Here is a 17,639-nt window from a genome sequence, read left to right on the forward strand (position 1 = left end):
ATTGATACCAAAAAACCGCCTATCAGCATAAGCTGATAGGCGGTTTTTTTGGTACCTACACTTTATTCTTTATTCACAATATCCGAAACATAGTAAAAACCATATTCGTCCATCACAATGGTATAGGTTTTGCTGCGTTCTTGGACAGACCAATTACCTTCTCCATCATTAAAATCAAAAGCTTCTTCTGTGTGGACAACTGCATAGTCGTCAAAAATCTCTATGCTGGAAATGTCTAGCTTTGTAAAGTTGAATTCCATTCCCTTACCTGTGATATCAGTAATATACTCGGAAATACCATTATAAATATCGCTTTGGTAGACCAGTAAGTTTTGTACATAGAAAAAGTCTTTTTCTTTTAATGCCGTTTCGTAATAATAACGGAAATCTCCGATAAACTCGCTTAAATTGGCTTCGTCAAATTTCATTTCCAAATCAATATCGTATTCATAATCTTCATCTTCATAGCTATCGAAATCATCATATACATTAAATACGGCAGCGACTTCGTCTGCCGACATAGGATTTGTTACCCATTTGGATAATTGTTCATGCATCGAATACAATGGAATTGAAAAACCGATTGTATCGCCTTCTTCAATAACCAATGAGTTGATCCCGATGACTTTTCCAGTTGTTGCATCAACTAAAGGTCCACCACTGCTTCCTGGCGCAATTTTAGCATCGATTTGGTAAATATCTTCATACGTAAATTCTTGGTAAAAGTCACGGTCAATTCCAGTTAAATAACCAATTGATGCCGTGTTTTCTAGACCAGCTGGACTACCAAGGGCGATAACTTCCGTTCCGACATCGGTCTTGCCCATTTCAGCTTCTAGTGGCGTGATGCCTTCGAATGCTTCGACGTGAATCAATGCAATATCCGATTCACCAGAAATTCCGACCACTGTACCCGGATGATCTTGTCCGTTAATGTTGCGAACTACCACATCCGTATACCCTGCTACTGCATGAGCGTTTGTTACGACCATTCCCGTATCTGAAAACAAGAATCCTGAACCTTGTCCACCTTCTGTTAATACAGTATAAACTTTTTGTTGTACTTCCTTAATAATTGCTGTTTTTTCTTTTTTCTTCGGCTCTATTTTTTCTTCTTGTTCAGAAGGTGGCACGACGTTTTCTACTTTAGTTACCGTTCCCACTGTTGGTTCTTCAGCTGGCACGGTTTCTTCAGGTTCTTCGATTTTTTCTGGTTCTTCTGGTTCTTCCGGTTCTTCTGTTACTTCCGGCATCTCTGGTTTTGTTTCTTCTTGTTTAGGTGGTTCTGCATTATCGCTCATTAATTGAGCAGACCCAATGCCTACGCCGAGCAAAGTTAACACTAAAATAATGGCGTACGTAAGGTTACGCTTTTTGTGCTTTTTATTTCTAGTCTGTATAAGTGAATGCCCACAATCTTTACAGTATTTTGAGCCCTCAACGTTTTCAGCTCCACATTTATTGCATTTCATAGTTGTACCTCCTTGATGATCTAGCATAAAGTTCTTTATTTTCTTCCATTATAAACCTTATAACGTCAAACAACTACTCAGGGTTGCAAGATGTAATGAAGTCTTCGCATTTGTAATAAATCTATGTATTCAGAACATATTTTTATCAAATAAATCAAAATAACGCGATAGAATAAAAATAATATGTGAAATTCCAATAATTTTATCTACTTTAATCTTCCATAAAGTGATATAATCGATTCAGTAAAATGATAATTTTTAGGAGATGATAGTTTGAAAGAGTTTTTAGACGTTTTTAAAAAGACCTTGGATTTCAAAAGCAGATCGCGCCGTAAAGAATACTGGATGTTCATCTTATTTACCAGTATTATTTCAATTGTTTTATCCATCATTGAAATTGCACTAAGTTTAGAAATTGCACCAAACCTTGGACTTTTAAGCACCATTTTTACGCTTATAATTTTAATTCCAAGTTTATCAGTTACAGTTCGCCGCTTACACGATATTGGCCGTACCGGCTGGTGGCTATTGCTTAGCTTTATCCCGATTCTTGGATGGATTGCTTTATTCGTATTTACATTACTAGATAGCGAATCTGGCAGCAATAAATACGGTTCAAATCCAAAAGAATTTGAACACGACTTCAAGCCAGTCAATAACTGAAAACATAAATACACCGCAATCGTTGAAAAGACGATTGCGGTGTATTTTTATTTCACATCAATTTCCTGTAATGTTTTTTGAACTGTTACTAATTGTTCAAATTGATTTGTTAAGGTCATTGGTTCTATTTCTCGCGAGATGGTAGTTGTATCTTGTATTAACCCATTCAAGATCGATTGATAATGCTTGTATTGATCAAAGCTTATAGTATTCTTCCCGTCTATTTGCGTACTCAAAATGAGTAGTTCTTCATCTAGCTCCATTAATTGATTTTCATAAGGAATTAGTATTTCACCCATCTCATAAGATGCTGGAGAGTCTTTTATTTGATCAGTTTGTGTGTTTAGTTGCGTCATCCAAACAAATCCCATAGCTAGAATGAAAATAGATGTTTTCAAGAACAAAGTCTTCAACTATTTTTCCTCCTTCAAATGATTAGTCGTTACATCTAGCTTAACTCATCCACTAAATGCCGTCCCTTCTCCTTTGAAGTCTTTAGAATTTCTTAATCCCTGATTTACAATCGATTTATCGCGCCATAGTTTTCGCCATTGAATTTCGGAGTATTTGTAGAAATGTATCGAGCTCCTGTTTTGTTGTATTTCTTGAAATTGATAGTCGGATAAATTTCCGAGCAGCATCTTGCGCTATCCCTATAGCACTCATTGCAGACATCGCTTCACCAGCGCCAATCTTACAGGCAGTTCCTGTTGAAATAGCCACCTGATGGCGATTACATTCGAGCATCATCCACTGCCCTTCTACATGAGGTAATAAAATCCCTAAAATAAATGGCGATTTTTTAACACTCTTTCCTATCATCTCAACATCATCTGGTAGGTGTTCTTTTAAATAAGACTGAAGATTTTCAGCATGCTGAAAGACTTGCTTCTGCTCAGACATGGCTTCTTTTGTAGCAATAGTTGCCGATACGATCGCTGGGACGTCTATCGTTCCAGCGCGAAAGCCTTGCTGATGTACAGTTCCCTCATAAGTCGACTCCCAGTGGATGCTAGGGTCTAGCCAGACGATGCCGACTCCCTTTGGCCCACCGATTTTATGTCCTGAACAAACGGCACTCGTAACACCTAAACTAGCCAAATCTAACGGTATTTTACCGACTGCTTGGACAATATCACAATGAAAAGGAACAGCAGTCATTTTCGCAAAAGCAGCACATTTTGCTATTGGCTGAATGGCTCCCATTTCTGAGTTGACCAACTGAATGACCACTAAAGCCGTTTGATCCGTAATCATTTTTTTGTATTCCTCCAACTCAAGAACTCCATCTTTATCAACTGGCACATAACGAATTCGGTACCCTTCTTTCTCTAACTCATTCAAGGTCGTCAGCACAGAAGCATGTTCAAGTTGCGTGGTAACAATTTCCCGTTTCCCACCTTTTCTTCCACGCAGCAAAGATCGAATCGCCAATTGGTTTCCCTCTGATGCATTGCCGGTAAAATACATCCCTTCTCCTCGTACATTGAGCAATTCCCCCCACATTCGCCGGCACGACTCATATAGCCTCAAAGCATCTGAGCCATTATCATGCAAACTTTGCGTATTTCCAAAAACCTCTCTAGCTGCAGTGACATAAGCTTCAATAGCAGATTCCCGCATAGGAGCTGTTGCTGCATAATCCAAATAAATTGCCATTTCTCCATCATTTCCTTCACATACTATATTTTAATCTTGTAATCACTTTAGCTTTATGTCATTAATAGTGTCAAGACACTTGTAAAGTTGGTGTAAACTTATGTTTGATGTTTGTATAATCGGAGGCGGAATCGCGGGACTAATGTTAGCTCATTGTCTTCCTTCTTCTTTGTCTATCGCCGTGCTTACAAAAGAAGATTCATTTTCAAGTAATACGGCTCTAGCACAAGGAGGGATTGCTGCGAGTATTGGTCCCGGAGACCACCCGACTAGTCATGCCACAGATACATTATTCGCAAGCGCTGGTCATGCAGATGCTGAACGTGTAAAACTTTTAACAACTGAAGGACTAGCCATAATCGAAAGCTTGTTATCACGAGGGTTACCGTTTGATGCCAATCAAGCAGGGCTCCCGCTCCTTGGTCGAGAAGCGGCACATTCCACAAAACGAATTCTTCATGCAGGCGGTGATCAAACAGGAAAAATGTTCTTGCAATATTTCTTAGCCGTAACAGATGATCACGTTAAACGCCTGCCTTACAATTCTGTTCTTGAACTCGTGTTAAGAGATGGCCAATGTGTTGGCGTCTGTGTAGAAGACGGACAAGGCAATCGCTCTATTATTCAAGATCATCATATCGTATTGGCGACTGGTGGTATCGGTCAATTGTATAGCCAAACTTCCAATTCTTCAGTCGCTACAGGAGATGGCTTATCGCTAGCCTTTCATGCAGGTGCCGTCTTAGAAGATTTGGAATTTGTCCAGTTCCATCCCACCGTCTTAACTCTTAATGGCAAATCTCATGGATTGATATCCGAAGCAGTCCGTGGCGAAGGAGCTTGGCTTGTCAATGCCGATGGACAACGGATCATGACAGGTGTTCACCCCTTAATGGAACTCGCACCACGAGACATAGTTGCTCGTGCTATTGAATGGCATTGGCAGCAAAAAGGACCTGTCTTTCTAGATGCTCGAAAAATTCAGCAGTTCAAGTCAAAATTTCCTTCGATTTTTACAAATTGTCATAATCTACATATCAATCCTGGACAAGATTTGATTCCTGTTAGACCTGGTGCTCACTTCCATATGGGAGGAGTTCAGACCGACGAATGGGGAGCAACAACGGTTCCTCGTCTATATGCCATCGGAGAAGTGGCTTCGACTGGTGTGCACGGGGCAAATCGACTAGCCAGCAATTCCTTGCTTGAAGGCTTGGTGTTCGCTAAACGTTTAGCCAGCAAATTACTAAGTATCGGTTTTAATTTTAAAGAAAAAGAAATTCATTTAGCCGAAGTGACAAAAGAATTCGCTTTGCCTGCTAATCTGCAAGTGCGCATGACAAAGCTAGTGGGGATTTTAAGAGAAGTAGACAAACTACAAAAATTCAATACCGATTTCCCTCTTCGCTGGTTTGATTTACAGCATTATTCTAGTCTACATATCAAGGATATTCACCGGTATACTGCTTGCAGTTTGATCGCCAAAGCTGCCTTGCTGCGAGACGAAAGCCGCGGCGCCCATTATCGTAGAGATACACCAGAGACTTCTGAACAGTGGACTGGTAAAACAGTCGAATTGTCTTTAGCCGGCTACACATTTGGTGAGCGTCTATTAAAATACAAGGAGAGCATGTCATGAATCGCTTAAAAGCTGAAGATGCTATCAAAAATTTTTTATTAGAGGATATTGGAGATCGGGATTTGTCATCTATACTATTCAGTCCGGAAGATTGGGGTGAAGCAATTGTTCGTTTGAAACAAGATGGAGTTATCGCTGGCCTCCAATGTTTTCAATGGGGATACAATTTATTAGATCCTGCAGTTACAGTAGAATTTTTCAAAAAAGATGGCGATTGGGTAAAATCCGGCGAAGCTATCGTTCGCATAGAAGGACCTATAGCAGTGTTATTAGCCGGAGAGCGAGTGCTTTTAAATCTGGTACAACGCATGAGTGCAATTGCGACATTGACTGCAAAATGTGTAGAAGCTTTAAACGCTCCCCACACACGCATTAGCGATACAAGAAAAACCACACCTGGACTGCGAATGTTTGAAAAATATGCAGTGCGGACCGGTGGCGGCTTTAATCATCGGAATGGGCTATACGATGCTGTGATGCTAAAAGATAACCATATCGCCGCTGCTGGATCTATCCGTCAAGCCGTAAAAAAAGTACGCGATCAATTGGGACATATGACCATGATTGAAGTTGAAGTTGAAAACTTAGCTCAGTTACAAGAAGCTATTGAGGCACGTCCTGACGTCATTATGTTTGACAATCAAACACCAAAAACGCTAGCCGAATGGGCAAAGCTCGTGCCAGAATCAATGCGGACAGAAGCTTCTGGTGGCATTGGATTAGAAAATTTAGCTACTTATCGTCATACAGGCGTCGATGTGATTTCTATCGGCGCATTAACTCACAGTGTTCATAACCTTGATATCAGCATGAACCTGACTATTTCACATAAGGAGGCAATTTATCAATGACTCTATTTCTAAAAGAATTACAGCAAGCAGAGGGTATGCCCGCTTCATACTTACAAGCGACAACTGAAGAGCTGCATGCACGTGCAAAACATGCTCGCGCGAAACTCGGAGATCGTTTATACATACTCGGTCATCATTACCAGAAAGACGAGGTCATCCGTTACGCTGATGTGACAGGCGACTCGCTTCAACTCTCTCAAATTGCCGGACAACAAACAGCCGATTACATTATTTTTTGTGGTGTTCATTTCATGGCAGAAACCGCAGATATCCTGACAAACTCTGACCAAGCGGTGATTTTGCCCGATATGCGCGCCGGTTGTTCCATGGCAGATATGGCCAATATTGATCAAACGGAACGGGCTTGGGTACAGCTGCAAGAATTTTTCGGCGATACGATTGTACCGTTAACTTACGTCAATTCAACAGCAGCGATTAAAGCGTTTGTTGGGCGCAACGGCGGAGCAACCGTCACTTCTTCTAACGCTGAGCCGATGGTGCGTTGGGCTTTGACGCAAAAGCAGCGCATGCTGTTTTTGCCAGACCAACATCTTGGACGCAACACAGCCGTGAAATTAGGCATTCCGCTCGAACAAATGGCCATTTGGGATCCGATAAAACAAAAACTTGAAGCGCAATGTCCGCTAGAAGACATCCAAGTTATTTTGTGGAAAGGCCATTGTTCTGTACACATGAATTTTTTACCGAAACACATTGACAACTTACGGCAAAATGAGCCTGACCGCCACATCTTGGTGCATCCGGAATGTACATATGAAGTGGTTAGCCAATCTGATTTTGCTGGATCGACAAAATACATTATTGATATGATTCGAGCGGCTGAGCCTGGGTCCAAATGGGCAATCGGTACCGAGATGAATTTGGTAAACCGACTGATTGCAGATCACCCAGATCTTGATATCGTGTCGTTAAACCCTTTTATGTGTCCTTGTCTAACAATGAACCGCATTGATTTGCCTCATTTAACATGGGCTCTCGAAGAATTAGTAAATGGACGTGTTATTAACCGCATTCAAGTTGAGGCGCAAACGGCGATTGAAGCAAAATTGGCGTTGGAAAAAATGATGTAACTTAAAGAAGGCGTTGCGCCTTCTTTTTTATTTGTGCGAGGTGCGGAGTTTGCCTCTCGAGGTGCGCTCTTTGACTCCTGAGGTGCGGTCTTTGACTCCCGAGGTGCGGAATGTACCTCCCGAGGTGCGCTCTTCTCGATTTGAGGTGCGGTTCCACCCATTTCACACAAAAAAGCCATTCCCCAAAAGGAATGGCTTCATCTATTTATTAAGAACGAGTCATTCGACGACCTTGTCCATCGTAGGCAATTTGATTTTTAGAGCGTTTTTCTTTTTCTTCAATTTCCCGGAAGCGGTTTTCAATCGCTGCTGAAACCAATCCAAGAACCGTCCCAAAAGCAGCTCCTGCAGCCACTTCTACAGGTTGATGACCCAGTAATTCTTTTAAATCTTTTTCGCGTTCAACAAATTCAAAACTCGGAAATTCTCCCGAGAACTTCACAAAGCTGTCTTCTAGTTCATTGACCAGTCGCGCGATTTCTCCTGTATGGCGACGTATTCCTTGTGCGTCGTACATAACGATGACGCCAAACACAATTGCAAGTGCCGTTTCTGTATGACGCGCACCTTTATTAGCAGCCACATATGCCGCAAGCGCTGATACACCGGCTGAGTGAGAGCTTGGCATGCCACCTGTTGTAAAGGCTTGTCGCCAATCCCAATTCCCCGTTACGGTTTTATGTGTCACGATTTTCAATGCTTGTGCCACACCGATTGCTCCTAAAGAGGTAATCATTCCTCTATTCATCTTTCTCATCTGTTCGTCCCCCAGTTATCAGTTTGACAACTTGCTGCTGTCATTCAATATACTTCTTTACCCATTCTTACAAAAGAATATGTATATTCGAATAAAAAAAGGAATTTTTTCACCCTCTACTTTAAGGTTTCCATCTTTTCGCCCAACCATTCAAAAAGAACTTTCACTTTTGGTTGCGGAATTTTATTGTATTGATCGCCTATACTAACTTCAAACGAGCAGCCTTGTTTTTCTTTGCGCAAATAGCCGGTAACTCCTAAATTCATTATTTCCTGTGCTTGCGCTAGTATCGGCGAGACTTGTTCAGGTGTTTTATCAAAGTGCACATGGAACATATTGGTGACAGGCACTTTAGGCACAGTGAAAATTCCCTTGCATGAATTAAAATACAAAGCCAACTCTTTCGCTTGCATGTAATAATCTCCCATGCGATTTTTGCGTTGCGCAAAATACGCATCCGCACTCAAAATATACGGATACAAGGAAATTAAATCACCACCATGACGTTTTTTCCAAATTTTTGATTGGGCTATAAAATCTTGATCGCCCGCTAAAATAGCCCCCGCAATACCGCCGATTCCTTTGTACATCGACAAATACACCGAATCGAATAAACCACAAATTTCTTTTATGGTTTTCTCATAGTACGGAAGACACTCTAAAATTCGCGCACCGTCCAAATGAAGCTTGATCTCTTTTTCTCGGCAATACCTTGAAATGGCTTCAAGCGTTTCAAAACTGGGCAGCTGCCCTCCAATTTCACGCTGGGGCAATTCCAGCAACACACACGCAACATCTTCGCTCATCGAAGTGACGTCTTCTAATTCAATTACGCGATCTTCAGTTGCTAATAAAATCGATTGAATGCCATGTAATTCTTTTAAGCCATCTTCTTCGTGGATTTCCAAATGACTTAAAGGATGATAAGCGACTTTTTTCAAATCTTTTTCATCACACCAAATTCGTAAAGCAATTTGTTGCGCCATCGTGCCGCTCGGGAAAAACACGGCCGCTTCTTTCCCTAAAAAATCGGCCATTTGTTTTTGAAAATCTTCGATCACAGAACCTTGTCCATATTTATCACTGTTGACTTTTCCATCAATCGACTCGAAAGCATTTTTCAAAACCGCTACATTTCTTGGGCCATGCCCTGCCAATTGTTGAGTTGTTTGTTCGTAGCTCTTCAATAATTCATTTTGCCTCATGGTATTGGCTCCTCTAATAGTCTGACTATTTCCAACTAACTATACCACGAATTTGAACCATGCAAGTCCTTATCAATGGGCTCTTCACACAAAAAATCCTGCCCAAAGTCAATTACAGACAATGGACAGGATTGATTTTAATTAGTTTAAGCTTTGAGAAGATACGTCAACCGGATGCGTTGCTTCATAAAGCAAGCCTTCCAATTCAGCACGGTACTCTTCAGTTTGTTCTTCGCTCCATACGAGCGTTTTGCTCATATAAGCGATGACATTTTCTTTATGTGCATGTACCCAATGAATATCAAAGAACAACGCACCTGTACGACGGATAAAGAAATCGATTGGTTTGTACGCTGATTCGTATTCCATTGAATAACGCAACATCGCATAAACAATCGGATCGAGTCCAGCTTCTGCTGCAGCATCTAACCCTTGTAAATAGAAATGTAGGACTTTATCAACGTTTGAACCATAACGACTGACAAGCATATCCATTGCGTCAGCCGTCAGTCCCATGCTAGCCGCTTGGTGAATACGGTCAGCTCTGAACGTTTTTAGACCTTTTGATCCGCCCACTTCGCCACCGGAAACTGGCAAGCGTTTTGTTGAGATTTTCGGATACTTAGTTCCCTGTTCTTTTTGTAATTGTTCTGCCACAAGATCGACAATGCTTTCCCCCATCTTACGGTAACCAGTCAATTTACCACCCGCAATCGAAATTAAACCAGAATCTGAAATGAAGATTTCATCTTTTCGTGAAATTTCAGATGGATCTTTTCCTTCTTCGTGAATCAGTGGACGCAATCCAGCCCAGCTTGACTCAACATCTTCTTTTGTAATTCCCACTTCAGGGAACATAAAGTCTACAGCTTCCAAGACATAAGCACGATCTTCTTCTGTCATCGTTGGGTGAGCGATATCTTGTTCGTACACTGTATCTGTTGTACCGACATAAACTTTTCCTTGGCGTGGAATTGCAAACGCCATACGGCCGTCCGGCATATCAAAGTAAATGGCTTGTTTTAATGGGAAACGACGGCCATCAAACACTAAGTGAATGCCTTTCGTCAATTGCAAAGTTTTACCGAATTTCGAATGGTCTTTGTCGCGCAATGTATCAACCCACGGACCAGCCGCATTGACAATTTTTTTCGCAAACACTTCATGAATGGTGCCATCAATCTGATCTTCGACACGTACGCCAACTGCTTTGCCATTGTCGTAAATAAAGCTTTTCACTTTTGCATAGTTCATCGCCATTGCGCCTTTTTCGATCGCTTTCTTCATCACTTCCATCGTTAAACGCGCATCATCTGTTTTGTATTCTACGTAATAGCCTCCGCCTTTAAGTTCTTTTTTCTTCAATAAAGGCTCGCGACGCAATGTTTCTTCTTTACTTAACATTTTGCGGCGTTCTGATTTTTTAACACCTGCTAAAAAGTCATAAACACGAAGACCAACGTTTGTGCTGAGCGGTCCGAATGTTCCACCTTTATAAAACGGCAATAACATCCATTCAGGAGTCGTTACGTGCGGTCCGTTTTCATATACGATTTCGCGCTCTTTGCCAACTTCTGCTACCATTTTTACTTCAAATTGTTTTAAGTAACGTAAGCCCCCGTGAACCAATTTTGTTGAGCGGCTACTTGTGCCTGCAGCAAAATCTTGCATTTCAACTACCGCAATATCCATACCGCGTACAGCCGCATCTAGTGCAATTCCTGCACCTGTAATTCCGCCACCAATGACTAAAACATCTAATTGCGATTGTTTCATTTGGTCATATCGTTCATTTCTGTGCAAACTTGAAAATTTCATAAGTTCATCTACTCCTTCTTTTTTGTTTGAGATTGGACCATTCATTTCCCCACTTTGATCCGCAAAATTTTTTATGTGGAATGCGGTTAAAGCAGTTTGAAAAAAGGCTCTTTCTAACTTGTATACCCATTTTTCCAAATAAAAAGAGAGATCCAGGCACAGTTACAGAATTTTTTCTGTAAAACTGGCTTGGTCTCTCGAAGTCTCCGGCCGTATATCTCTCGTTATTAACTTGTATGTTATTTTTCGGGTTTGAATAATCGTGTTGCTGCTACCGCTTGTTTCCAGCCTTCATAAAGTTTTTCGCCATCTTCTGTCGACATGTCACGTGTAAAGGTTTTATCGACTTTCCATTGCTTAGCGATTTCTTCTTTGTCTTTCCAGAATCCAACTGCCAGTCCAGCTAAGTAAGCCGCACCAAGTGCTGTTGTTTCCTGAACAACTGGACGTTCTACCGGTACATCTAGAATATCACTTTGGAACTGCATTAACAAATCATTTGCAACTGCTCCACCATCAACACGCAAGGTTTTCAGTTCGATTCCTGCATCTTCAATCATAACATCTACAACGTCTTTTGTCTGATATGCGAGTGATTCGAGTGTTGCACGGATAAAGTGAGCTTTCGTTGTACCGCGTGTTAAGCCGAACACTGCACCACGTGCATCTGTATCCCAGTAAGGCGTTCCAAGTCCAACAAATGCGGGAACCATATATACGCCGTCTGTCGACTCAACTTCCATTGCATAGTTTTCACTCTCGGGAGCATTTTTAATGATTTTCAAACCATCACGCAACCATTGAATAGCTGAACCGGCCACGAAAATACTACCTTCAAGTGCGTATTCTACTTTGCCATCAACGCCCCAAGCCAAAGTCGTCAACAAGCCATGTTCAGATTTAACACCTTCTTCACCCGTGTTCATCAACATGAAGCAACCAGTTCCGTAAGTATTTTTCGCCATCCCTTTTTCAAAGCAAGCTTGACCGAATAAGGCAGCTTGTTGGTCACCGGCAATACCGGCAATCGGTACTTCGTGACCAAAGAAATGATAATCCACTGTGTTTGCATAAACTTCAGATGATTGATGCACTTCTGGCAACATGCTCTTCGGTACAGTAAGAATATCTAATAATTCCTGATCCCATTCTAAATCGAAAATATTATACATCAATGTACGTGATGCATTACTGTAATCTGTAACGTGTGCTTTACCACCTGACAATTTATAAACCAACCATGTGTCCATCGTTCCAAACATCAAGTCGCCATTGTCCGCTTTTTCACGTGCACCTTCAACATTATCAAGAATCCATTTCACTTTCGTTCCAGAGAAGTAAGCATCGATTAAAAGACCGGTTTTATTACGGAATAATTCGTTCAAACCTTGATCTTTTAATTCATTACAAATTCCGTCAGTTTGACGCGATTGCCAAACGATTGCTTTGTAAATCGGCTTGCCTGTATGACGATCCCAAACCACTGTTGTTTCACGTTGGTTTGTGATACCAATACCCGCAATTTGAGTTGGACTAATATCCGATTTGCGTAATACTTCTGCCATACACGCTAAAACAGATGTCCAGATTTCATTTGCATCATGCTCTACCCAGCCTGGCTTCGGAAAGAATTGCTGAAATTCCTGCTGGCCAGTTTCAACGATTTCACCATTGTGATTAAACAATACCGCACGTGAACTTGTCGTACCTTGGTCGATAGATAAAATATAGTCTTTACTCAAAATGATCTCCTCCTAATGAATTATGAAATGTTTTCTTCAATTGTATCAGCTGCTGTATGTTCTTTTTTCAATTCTACACTTGCCGCTCCAAATAATACCAGTAATAAGACGACGGTCATGATCCAAAATGGTAAATCATATGCTCCTGTGAACAACGCTTTATAAAATAACGCGCCGTATATACCACCGAAGATAGGACCGACAACTGGTATCCATGCATAAGACCAATCTGAACTACCTTTGCCTGGTATCGGCAACAATGCGTGTGCAATACGCGGACCTAAGTCACGCGCCGGGTTAATCGCGTATCCGGTAGTGCCACCAAGTGACATCCCGATTGCGACGATCAACAAACCTACGATTAACGGATTTAAGCCTTCAGTAAAGTCATTGGCACCGATAAACAGCAAACCCATAAGTAATACAGCAGTTCCGAGAATTTCGCTTACTAAGTTGGAGAAAGGACTACGGATTGCTGGACCAGTTGAAAATACTGCAAGTTTCGCACCTTTGTCTTCTGTGCGTCTCCAATGCGGTAAGTAGTTTAAGAAAACAATAACTCCACCAAGAAACGCTCCAAGAATCTGTGCTGCGATATACATTGGAACTTTAGCCCAAGGAAAATCTCCTACAGACGCAAGACCTAAAGTTACTGCTGGATTAATATGTGCTCCTGAAAAACTCCCGACTGCGTAGACAGCCATGGTAACAGCTAGACCCCATGCAAGCGTTATCAAAACCCAACCGCCATTTTCTGCTTTAGAGTCTTTTAATACCGCCCCTGCGACTACACCTCCACCAAAAATAATTAAAATCATCGTACCAATTACTTCTGCTAAAAACTCCGTCATCGTTTTGCACCCCTTTGTTTTTTTTCGTTTAAGAACCATCTCGAAAAGTATAAAAAGACCCACACTGAACCAGCCACTCTTTTGTTAAAAGCGCTCTTTTCAGTGCAGGTCTCCATTTCTCCAACACAGTTCTTAACTTGTAAGTCTAAGTTATCAGTTAATGAAAACGCTGTCAACAGTTATTTTACAATTCCCAAAGTTCTGGTTGTGATGTTGAAATCGCTTTAGCTCCCCCGTCGTAAGCAAGTTGAATATCTTCTTTCGTTCGAATCAATCCACCGGCAATAACCGGTATACCCGTCTTATCGAAAACTTCTTTAATAACGGATGGAATAATCCCAGGCAATATTTCAATATAATCAGGCTTTACTTGGTTAATCAACTTAATATTTTGTTCTAGTGCCTGACTATCGAGTAAAAACAATCGCTGAATTGTCATCAAATTATTTTTCTTCGCTAATGAAATGACATTGCTTCTTGTCGAAACAATTCCATCTGGTTTGACTTCTCTCACTAAATACTCAAATCCATAAGCATCCGCTTTTAACCCTTGAATTAAATCGACATGAAGAATCACTTTCTTTCCAGCTTTTTTCGCAACTTGCACCAATTGCTTTAATTGCGATAAACGCGTTTCCAAAAAGATAATATATTCATGATTACTATCGAGCAAACGTTCAAATTCTTTCATATTGCGCAATACAGGTAAAACGCCAGTTAGCTCATGCACCGAATTCCCTCCTCTAATTACTCCATATTCACAGCCCAAACTGCTTCCCATTCCATAATTTGATACGCTCTTGCCCCTTCAACCACATACGGATCCATATTGACTGAGGTCATGCAATCTTCATAAGATTTCGCTTTATAAATAACCATGCCACCAGAGCCGTCCGTAAACTTCCCGTTCGCAACGACTCTTCCACTATTGCGCATTTTTTCCAAGAACGAAAGGTGTTGCTCCCGGAAATCTCGACTTTTGTCACTGTCTTTCATTGGCAATAGCACCACAAAGTATTTCATGATCCCGTCCCCCTTTCATCTATTATAGTGAGCTCGTTTGAAAATGTCTGTTGTTGTTGTGAATTTCGTTTAAAGTACGTTTATGAATTCCAGTTTCTGGACATACTGTCCGGTTCAGCTCAATTACTGTCCAATTTTGTGAAATACTGTCCAATCGACCTCCCTTACTGTCCAAATCACATCAAATACTGTCCGCATCCCATTTCCTATAGCGGAAAGCGCAACCTTGCGCTTTCCCGGTCTTCGGTAATAATGGTTTTGAATTTTAAGAAGGAAGAATATGGGAATACCGTACGATTTCTTTTGAATACTGTCCGATTCGGATGAAATATTGTCTATTTCTCATCATTTACTGTCGAAACAGTATAAACTAGAGTTAAACAAACATCTTCTTAAAGGAGTGAACTACCCATGCGGATGACAAAAAAAGGACCTATTTACCAATTAACTTTCTTACCAAAATTACTCCCGATCAATTGCTATATTATCGATGAAGAAACTGAATTGACCTTAGTAGATGCTGCACTGGGCCTTAACGCAAAACAGATTTTATTATCGATTCGTGTAATGCAAAAACCATTAACTCAAATCATTATCACCCACGCCCATATGGACCATCTCGGCGCACTTGATGCCATTAAAAGCGAATGGCCAGATGCCGTGGTCAGTATATCCTCACGTGACTCTCGTTTGCTCAAAGGGGATATTCACACTCTTCCAGGCGAACCCGACTCACCAATTAAAGGTAGTGTGCCCACAAATATCAACACACAGCCGGATCGCTTGCTTGAAGAAGGTGACCGGATTGGTTCGCTTGAAGTGGTGAATACACCTGGGCATACACCTGGTTCGATTTCGTTGCTCGATACACGCAATCGTTTTCTCATTGCGGGAGATGCCCTTCAAACACAAGGTGGCATTGCCGTTTCTGGCACATTCAAAGCGTTATTCCCCTTTCCTGCATTCGCTACATGGAACAAAAAAACAGCACTGGAAAGCGCCAAAAAAATCAAAAACTTACATCCACAATTATTAGCGGTTGGCCATGGGAAAATGATTGCTAATCCACTGAAAGCTATCGAATTGGCAATTTTGGAAAGCGAAAAAAGGAATTGGCAATAACAGCTTAAGCAAAATTAATCTTCTATTCATTAGAAAAAGAATGTTCTATTATTCCAAAACAAAGTTTGCTATGATTGTAAATGGAAATAAAATTCTAAAAAAGTTTAAATTTTGCAATAGACTAGGAGTTTCAGAAATGCCTGAAGAATTTTTCTCGAATTTAAAAACGTTTATTAAACCTCAATGGAAAACTGCTTTTTTATCGGCGTTAATCATTGGTTTTTTATGTCATACATTTGTATTTACCAATATTCTACCCAATCATGATAGTTTGGTTAATATGCATAGCCCTCAGTTGAAAGGAGATTCGGGACGCTTTTTCCTGTCCCCATTCAGTGGAATTAGTTCTTATTTCGACTTACCTTGGATTAACGGCATCCTCTCCATTCTGTACTTATCCCTGACAGCTGTAATTCTCACAGAATTATTCGAGTTAAAAAAAACTTTTTCAATTTTTGCGATTAGTAGCTTGCTGATGACTTTTCCCACGGTCGCTTCTACTTTTTCTTATATTTTCACTGCAGATGGCTACATGTTTGGCACATTGCTGACCGTTACAGCCCTTCTCATGACCAAAAAATACAAGTACGGATTTATACTTGGTTCTATCTTTTTTTATATGGGTGTCGGTGTCTATCAAGCCAATTTCCCCTTTCTTTCGACGCTGATACTCGTCTTCTTAATCACTGAAATTATAGGAAGAAAAATTACATACTTGCAATTGAGAAGTTATCTTCTACGTTTTTTTGCTTTAGGCGCTACCGGAATGGGATTGTATGTCATCAACTTTAAGCTTTATACCCGTATTTTCGCCGGAAACATGACCAGCTATCAGGGGCTAGATTCTGCAGGGAAAAATAGCAATTCCATTTCCGAATATTTCAATCAAATCACGGATTCTTTTATGCATTTTTTCTTCCGAGGATTTATCACAGATTTGCCAATCAATTTATTTGAATGGTTAAACGTCGCCCTGTTCGTGTTGATTGCTCTAGGTTTTGTTTTGATTATGATTCAAAATCGCTGTTTTACTCACATAGCCATGGCTAGTTTCGCTTTTTTCTTATTGCTACTCCTGCCATTATCAGCATATATTTTGTACTTCATATCCGTTGATGTAAACTATCACATGTTAATGGTACTAGCCCTTGTCAGTTTTTACATGCTCCCTGTTCTTTTTTATGAACATCTCTCTATCCCAACTATTTTCGCAAAATGTTTTTCCTGGTTAGCGGTCGCAACTATTTTTGCCACCATCTTTAACTTTGCTCTCATTTCAAATATCGCTTACTTAAACATGGAGTTGAAATACGAAAAATCAACAGCATTCGTTAATCGACTCATTAGTAGAGTAGAACAAACCGAAGGAGTGACATCCGAATCTAAACTTGCATTAATTGGGCGCGTTCAATTAGGTTCGTCATTGAGTACAGAAACCGTTCCGGAGAGTATACCGAAAATGACCGGTCCTCTAGGAGATAGCATTATTCCATTGCCTTATCATTACAATGCCATGATGAGAGATTATTTTGGTATCACTTATCAATTTATTTCTGAACAGCAACGCGAAGAAATTGCAGCTTCTGATTGGTTTGTAGAAATGGAGCCATGGCCATCACCAAATGCGATTCGTGTCATTAATGACATTGTCGTAGTGAAACTACAAAAATAAGGGAAGACCAATTAGTGGGAGTGTATCTCCACTAATTGGTCTTCTGCTTTTCTCGCTGCCCTTTTCCTGTTTCC

At 40.7% G+C, this 17,639-nt stretch carries 16 protein-coding genes; 6 read left to right on the top strand and 10 right to left on the bottom strand.

Annotated elements, in window-relative coordinates; genetic code table 11:
* Positions 1-62: 62 nt before the first annotated feature.
* Entirely contained in the window at positions 63-1,472 is a 1,410-nt protein-coding gene (locus BBI08_RS12735) for a trypsin-like peptidase domain-containing protein (protein ID WP_065528172.1), read from the bottom strand.
* 273 nt (positions 1,473-1,745) lie between these two features.
* Here BBI08_RS12735 and BBI08_RS12740 point away from each other — a divergent pair, with 273 nt between their 5' ends.
* A complete protein-coding gene (locus BBI08_RS12740) occupies positions 1,746-2,135 on the top strand; it encodes a DUF805 domain-containing protein (protein ID WP_008497074.1) in 390 nt (129 codons plus the stop codon).
* Positions 2,136-2,182: 47 nt separating this feature from the next.
* Here BBI08_RS12740 and BBI08_RS12745 read toward each other — a convergent pair whose 3' ends face one another.
* Both BBI08_RS12745 and BBI08_RS12750 read right to left on the bottom strand, forming a co-directional pair.
* The gene (locus BBI08_RS12745; RefSeq protein ID WP_008497073.1) at positions 2,183-2,548 is read right to left on the bottom strand and encodes a hypothetical protein; all 366 of its coding nucleotides are present in this window, start codon (positions 2,546-2,548) and stop codon (positions 2,183-2,185) included.
* 115 nt (positions 2,549-2,663) lie between these two features.
* Positions 2,664-3,794: a cysteine desulfurase family protein gene (locus BBI08_RS12750; protein ID WP_008497071.1), complete on the bottom strand. Its 1,131-nt coding sequence runs from the start codon at positions 3,792-3,794 to the stop codon at positions 2,664-2,666.
* Between the two features lie 100 nt (positions 3,795-3,894).
* Here BBI08_RS12750 and nadB point away from each other — a divergent pair, with 100 nt between their 5' ends.
* The 3 genes from nadB to nadA are packed head-to-tail and all read left to right on the top strand — an operon-like array spanning position 3,895 to position 7,375.
* Positions 3,895-5,433 carry an L-aspartate oxidase gene (gene nadB, locus BBI08_RS12755; RefSeq protein ID WP_008497070.1) on the top strand — a complete coding sequence of 513 codons (1,539 nt, stop codon included), beginning with the start codon at positions 3,895-3,897 and terminating at the stop codon, positions 5,431-5,433.
* Positions 5,430-6,284: a carboxylating nicotinate-nucleotide diphosphorylase gene (nadC, locus tag BBI08_RS12760; RefSeq protein WP_008497069.1), complete on the top strand. Its 855-nt coding sequence runs from the start codon at positions 5,430-5,432 to the stop codon at positions 6,282-6,284. Before nadB ends, nadC begins: the two co-directional genes overlap by 4 nt.
* Positions 6,281-7,375 carry a quinolinate synthase NadA gene (gene nadA, locus BBI08_RS12765; protein ID WP_008497068.1) on the top strand — a complete coding sequence of 365 codons (1,095 nt, stop codon included), beginning with the start codon at positions 6,281-6,283 and terminating at the stop codon, positions 7,373-7,375. Before nadC ends, nadA begins: the two co-directional genes overlap by 4 nt.
* A 208-nt stretch (positions 7,376-7,583) precedes the next feature.
* Here nadA and BBI08_RS12770 read toward each other — a convergent pair whose 3' ends face one another.
* The 7 genes from BBI08_RS12770 to BBI08_RS12800 form a co-directional block, all read right to left on the bottom strand.
* A complete protein-coding gene (locus BBI08_RS12770) occupies positions 7,584-8,132 on the bottom strand; it encodes a divergent PAP2 family protein (protein ID WP_008497067.1) in 549 nt (182 codons plus the stop codon).
* A gap of 116 nt (positions 8,133-8,248) precedes the next feature.
* Positions 8,249-9,337, bottom strand: a complete 1,089-nt coding sequence (locus tag BBI08_RS12775; protein ID WP_008497066.1) for a threonine aldolase family protein — start codon at positions 9,335-9,337, stop codon at positions 8,249-8,251.
* Between the two features lie 141 nt (positions 9,338-9,478).
* Positions 9,479-11,155, bottom strand: a complete 1,677-nt coding sequence (locus tag BBI08_RS12780) for a glycerol-3-phosphate dehydrogenase/oxidase (protein ID WP_065528566.1) — start codon at positions 11,153-11,155, stop codon at positions 9,479-9,481.
* Between the two features lie 239 nt (positions 11,156-11,394).
* The gene (gene glpK / locus BBI08_RS12785; RefSeq protein ID WP_008497063.1) at positions 11,395-12,897 is read right to left on the bottom strand and encodes a glycerol kinase GlpK; all 1,503 of its coding nucleotides are present in this window, start codon (positions 12,895-12,897) and stop codon (positions 11,395-11,397) included.
* Between the two features lie 20 nt (positions 12,898-12,917).
* A complete protein-coding gene (locus BBI08_RS12790) occupies positions 12,918-13,748 on the bottom strand; it encodes an MIP/aquaporin family protein (protein ID WP_008497062.1) in 831 nt (276 codons plus the stop codon).
* Between the two features lie 184 nt (positions 13,749-13,932).
* On the bottom strand, positions 13,933-14,478 hold the full coding sequence (locus BBI08_RS12795; protein ID WP_008497061.1) for a glycerol-3-phosphate responsive antiterminator: 546 nt from the start codon (positions 14,476-14,478) through the stop codon (positions 13,933-13,935).
* Positions 14,479-14,495: 17 nt separating this feature from the next.
* On the bottom strand, positions 14,496-14,771 hold the full coding sequence (locus BBI08_RS12800) for a YciI family protein (RefSeq protein ID WP_008497060.1): 276 nt from the start codon (positions 14,769-14,771) through the stop codon (positions 14,496-14,498).
* Between the two features lie 411 nt (positions 14,772-15,182).
* Here BBI08_RS12800 and BBI08_RS12805 point away from each other — a divergent pair, with 411 nt between their 5' ends.
* Together BBI08_RS12805 and BBI08_RS12810 are read left to right on the top strand one after the other, a co-directional pair.
* Positions 15,183-15,893 carry an MBL fold metallo-hydrolase gene (locus tag BBI08_RS12805; protein ID WP_008497059.1) on the top strand — a complete coding sequence of 237 codons (711 nt, stop codon included), beginning with the start codon at positions 15,183-15,185 and terminating at the stop codon, positions 15,891-15,893.
* Between the two features lie 136 nt (positions 15,894-16,029).
* Positions 16,030-17,565, top strand: a complete 1,536-nt coding sequence (locus tag BBI08_RS12810) for a glucosyltransferase domain-containing protein (protein WP_065528173.1) — start codon at positions 16,030-16,032, stop codon at positions 17,563-17,565.
* The last annotated feature ends 74 nt before the right edge of the window (positions 17,566-17,639 follow it).

Origin of the sequence: Planococcus halocryophilus, assembly GCF_001687585.2 — a bacterium.
Classification (GTDB): Bacteria; Bacillota; Bacilli; order Bacillales_A; family Planococcaceae; genus Planococcus; species Planococcus halocryophilus.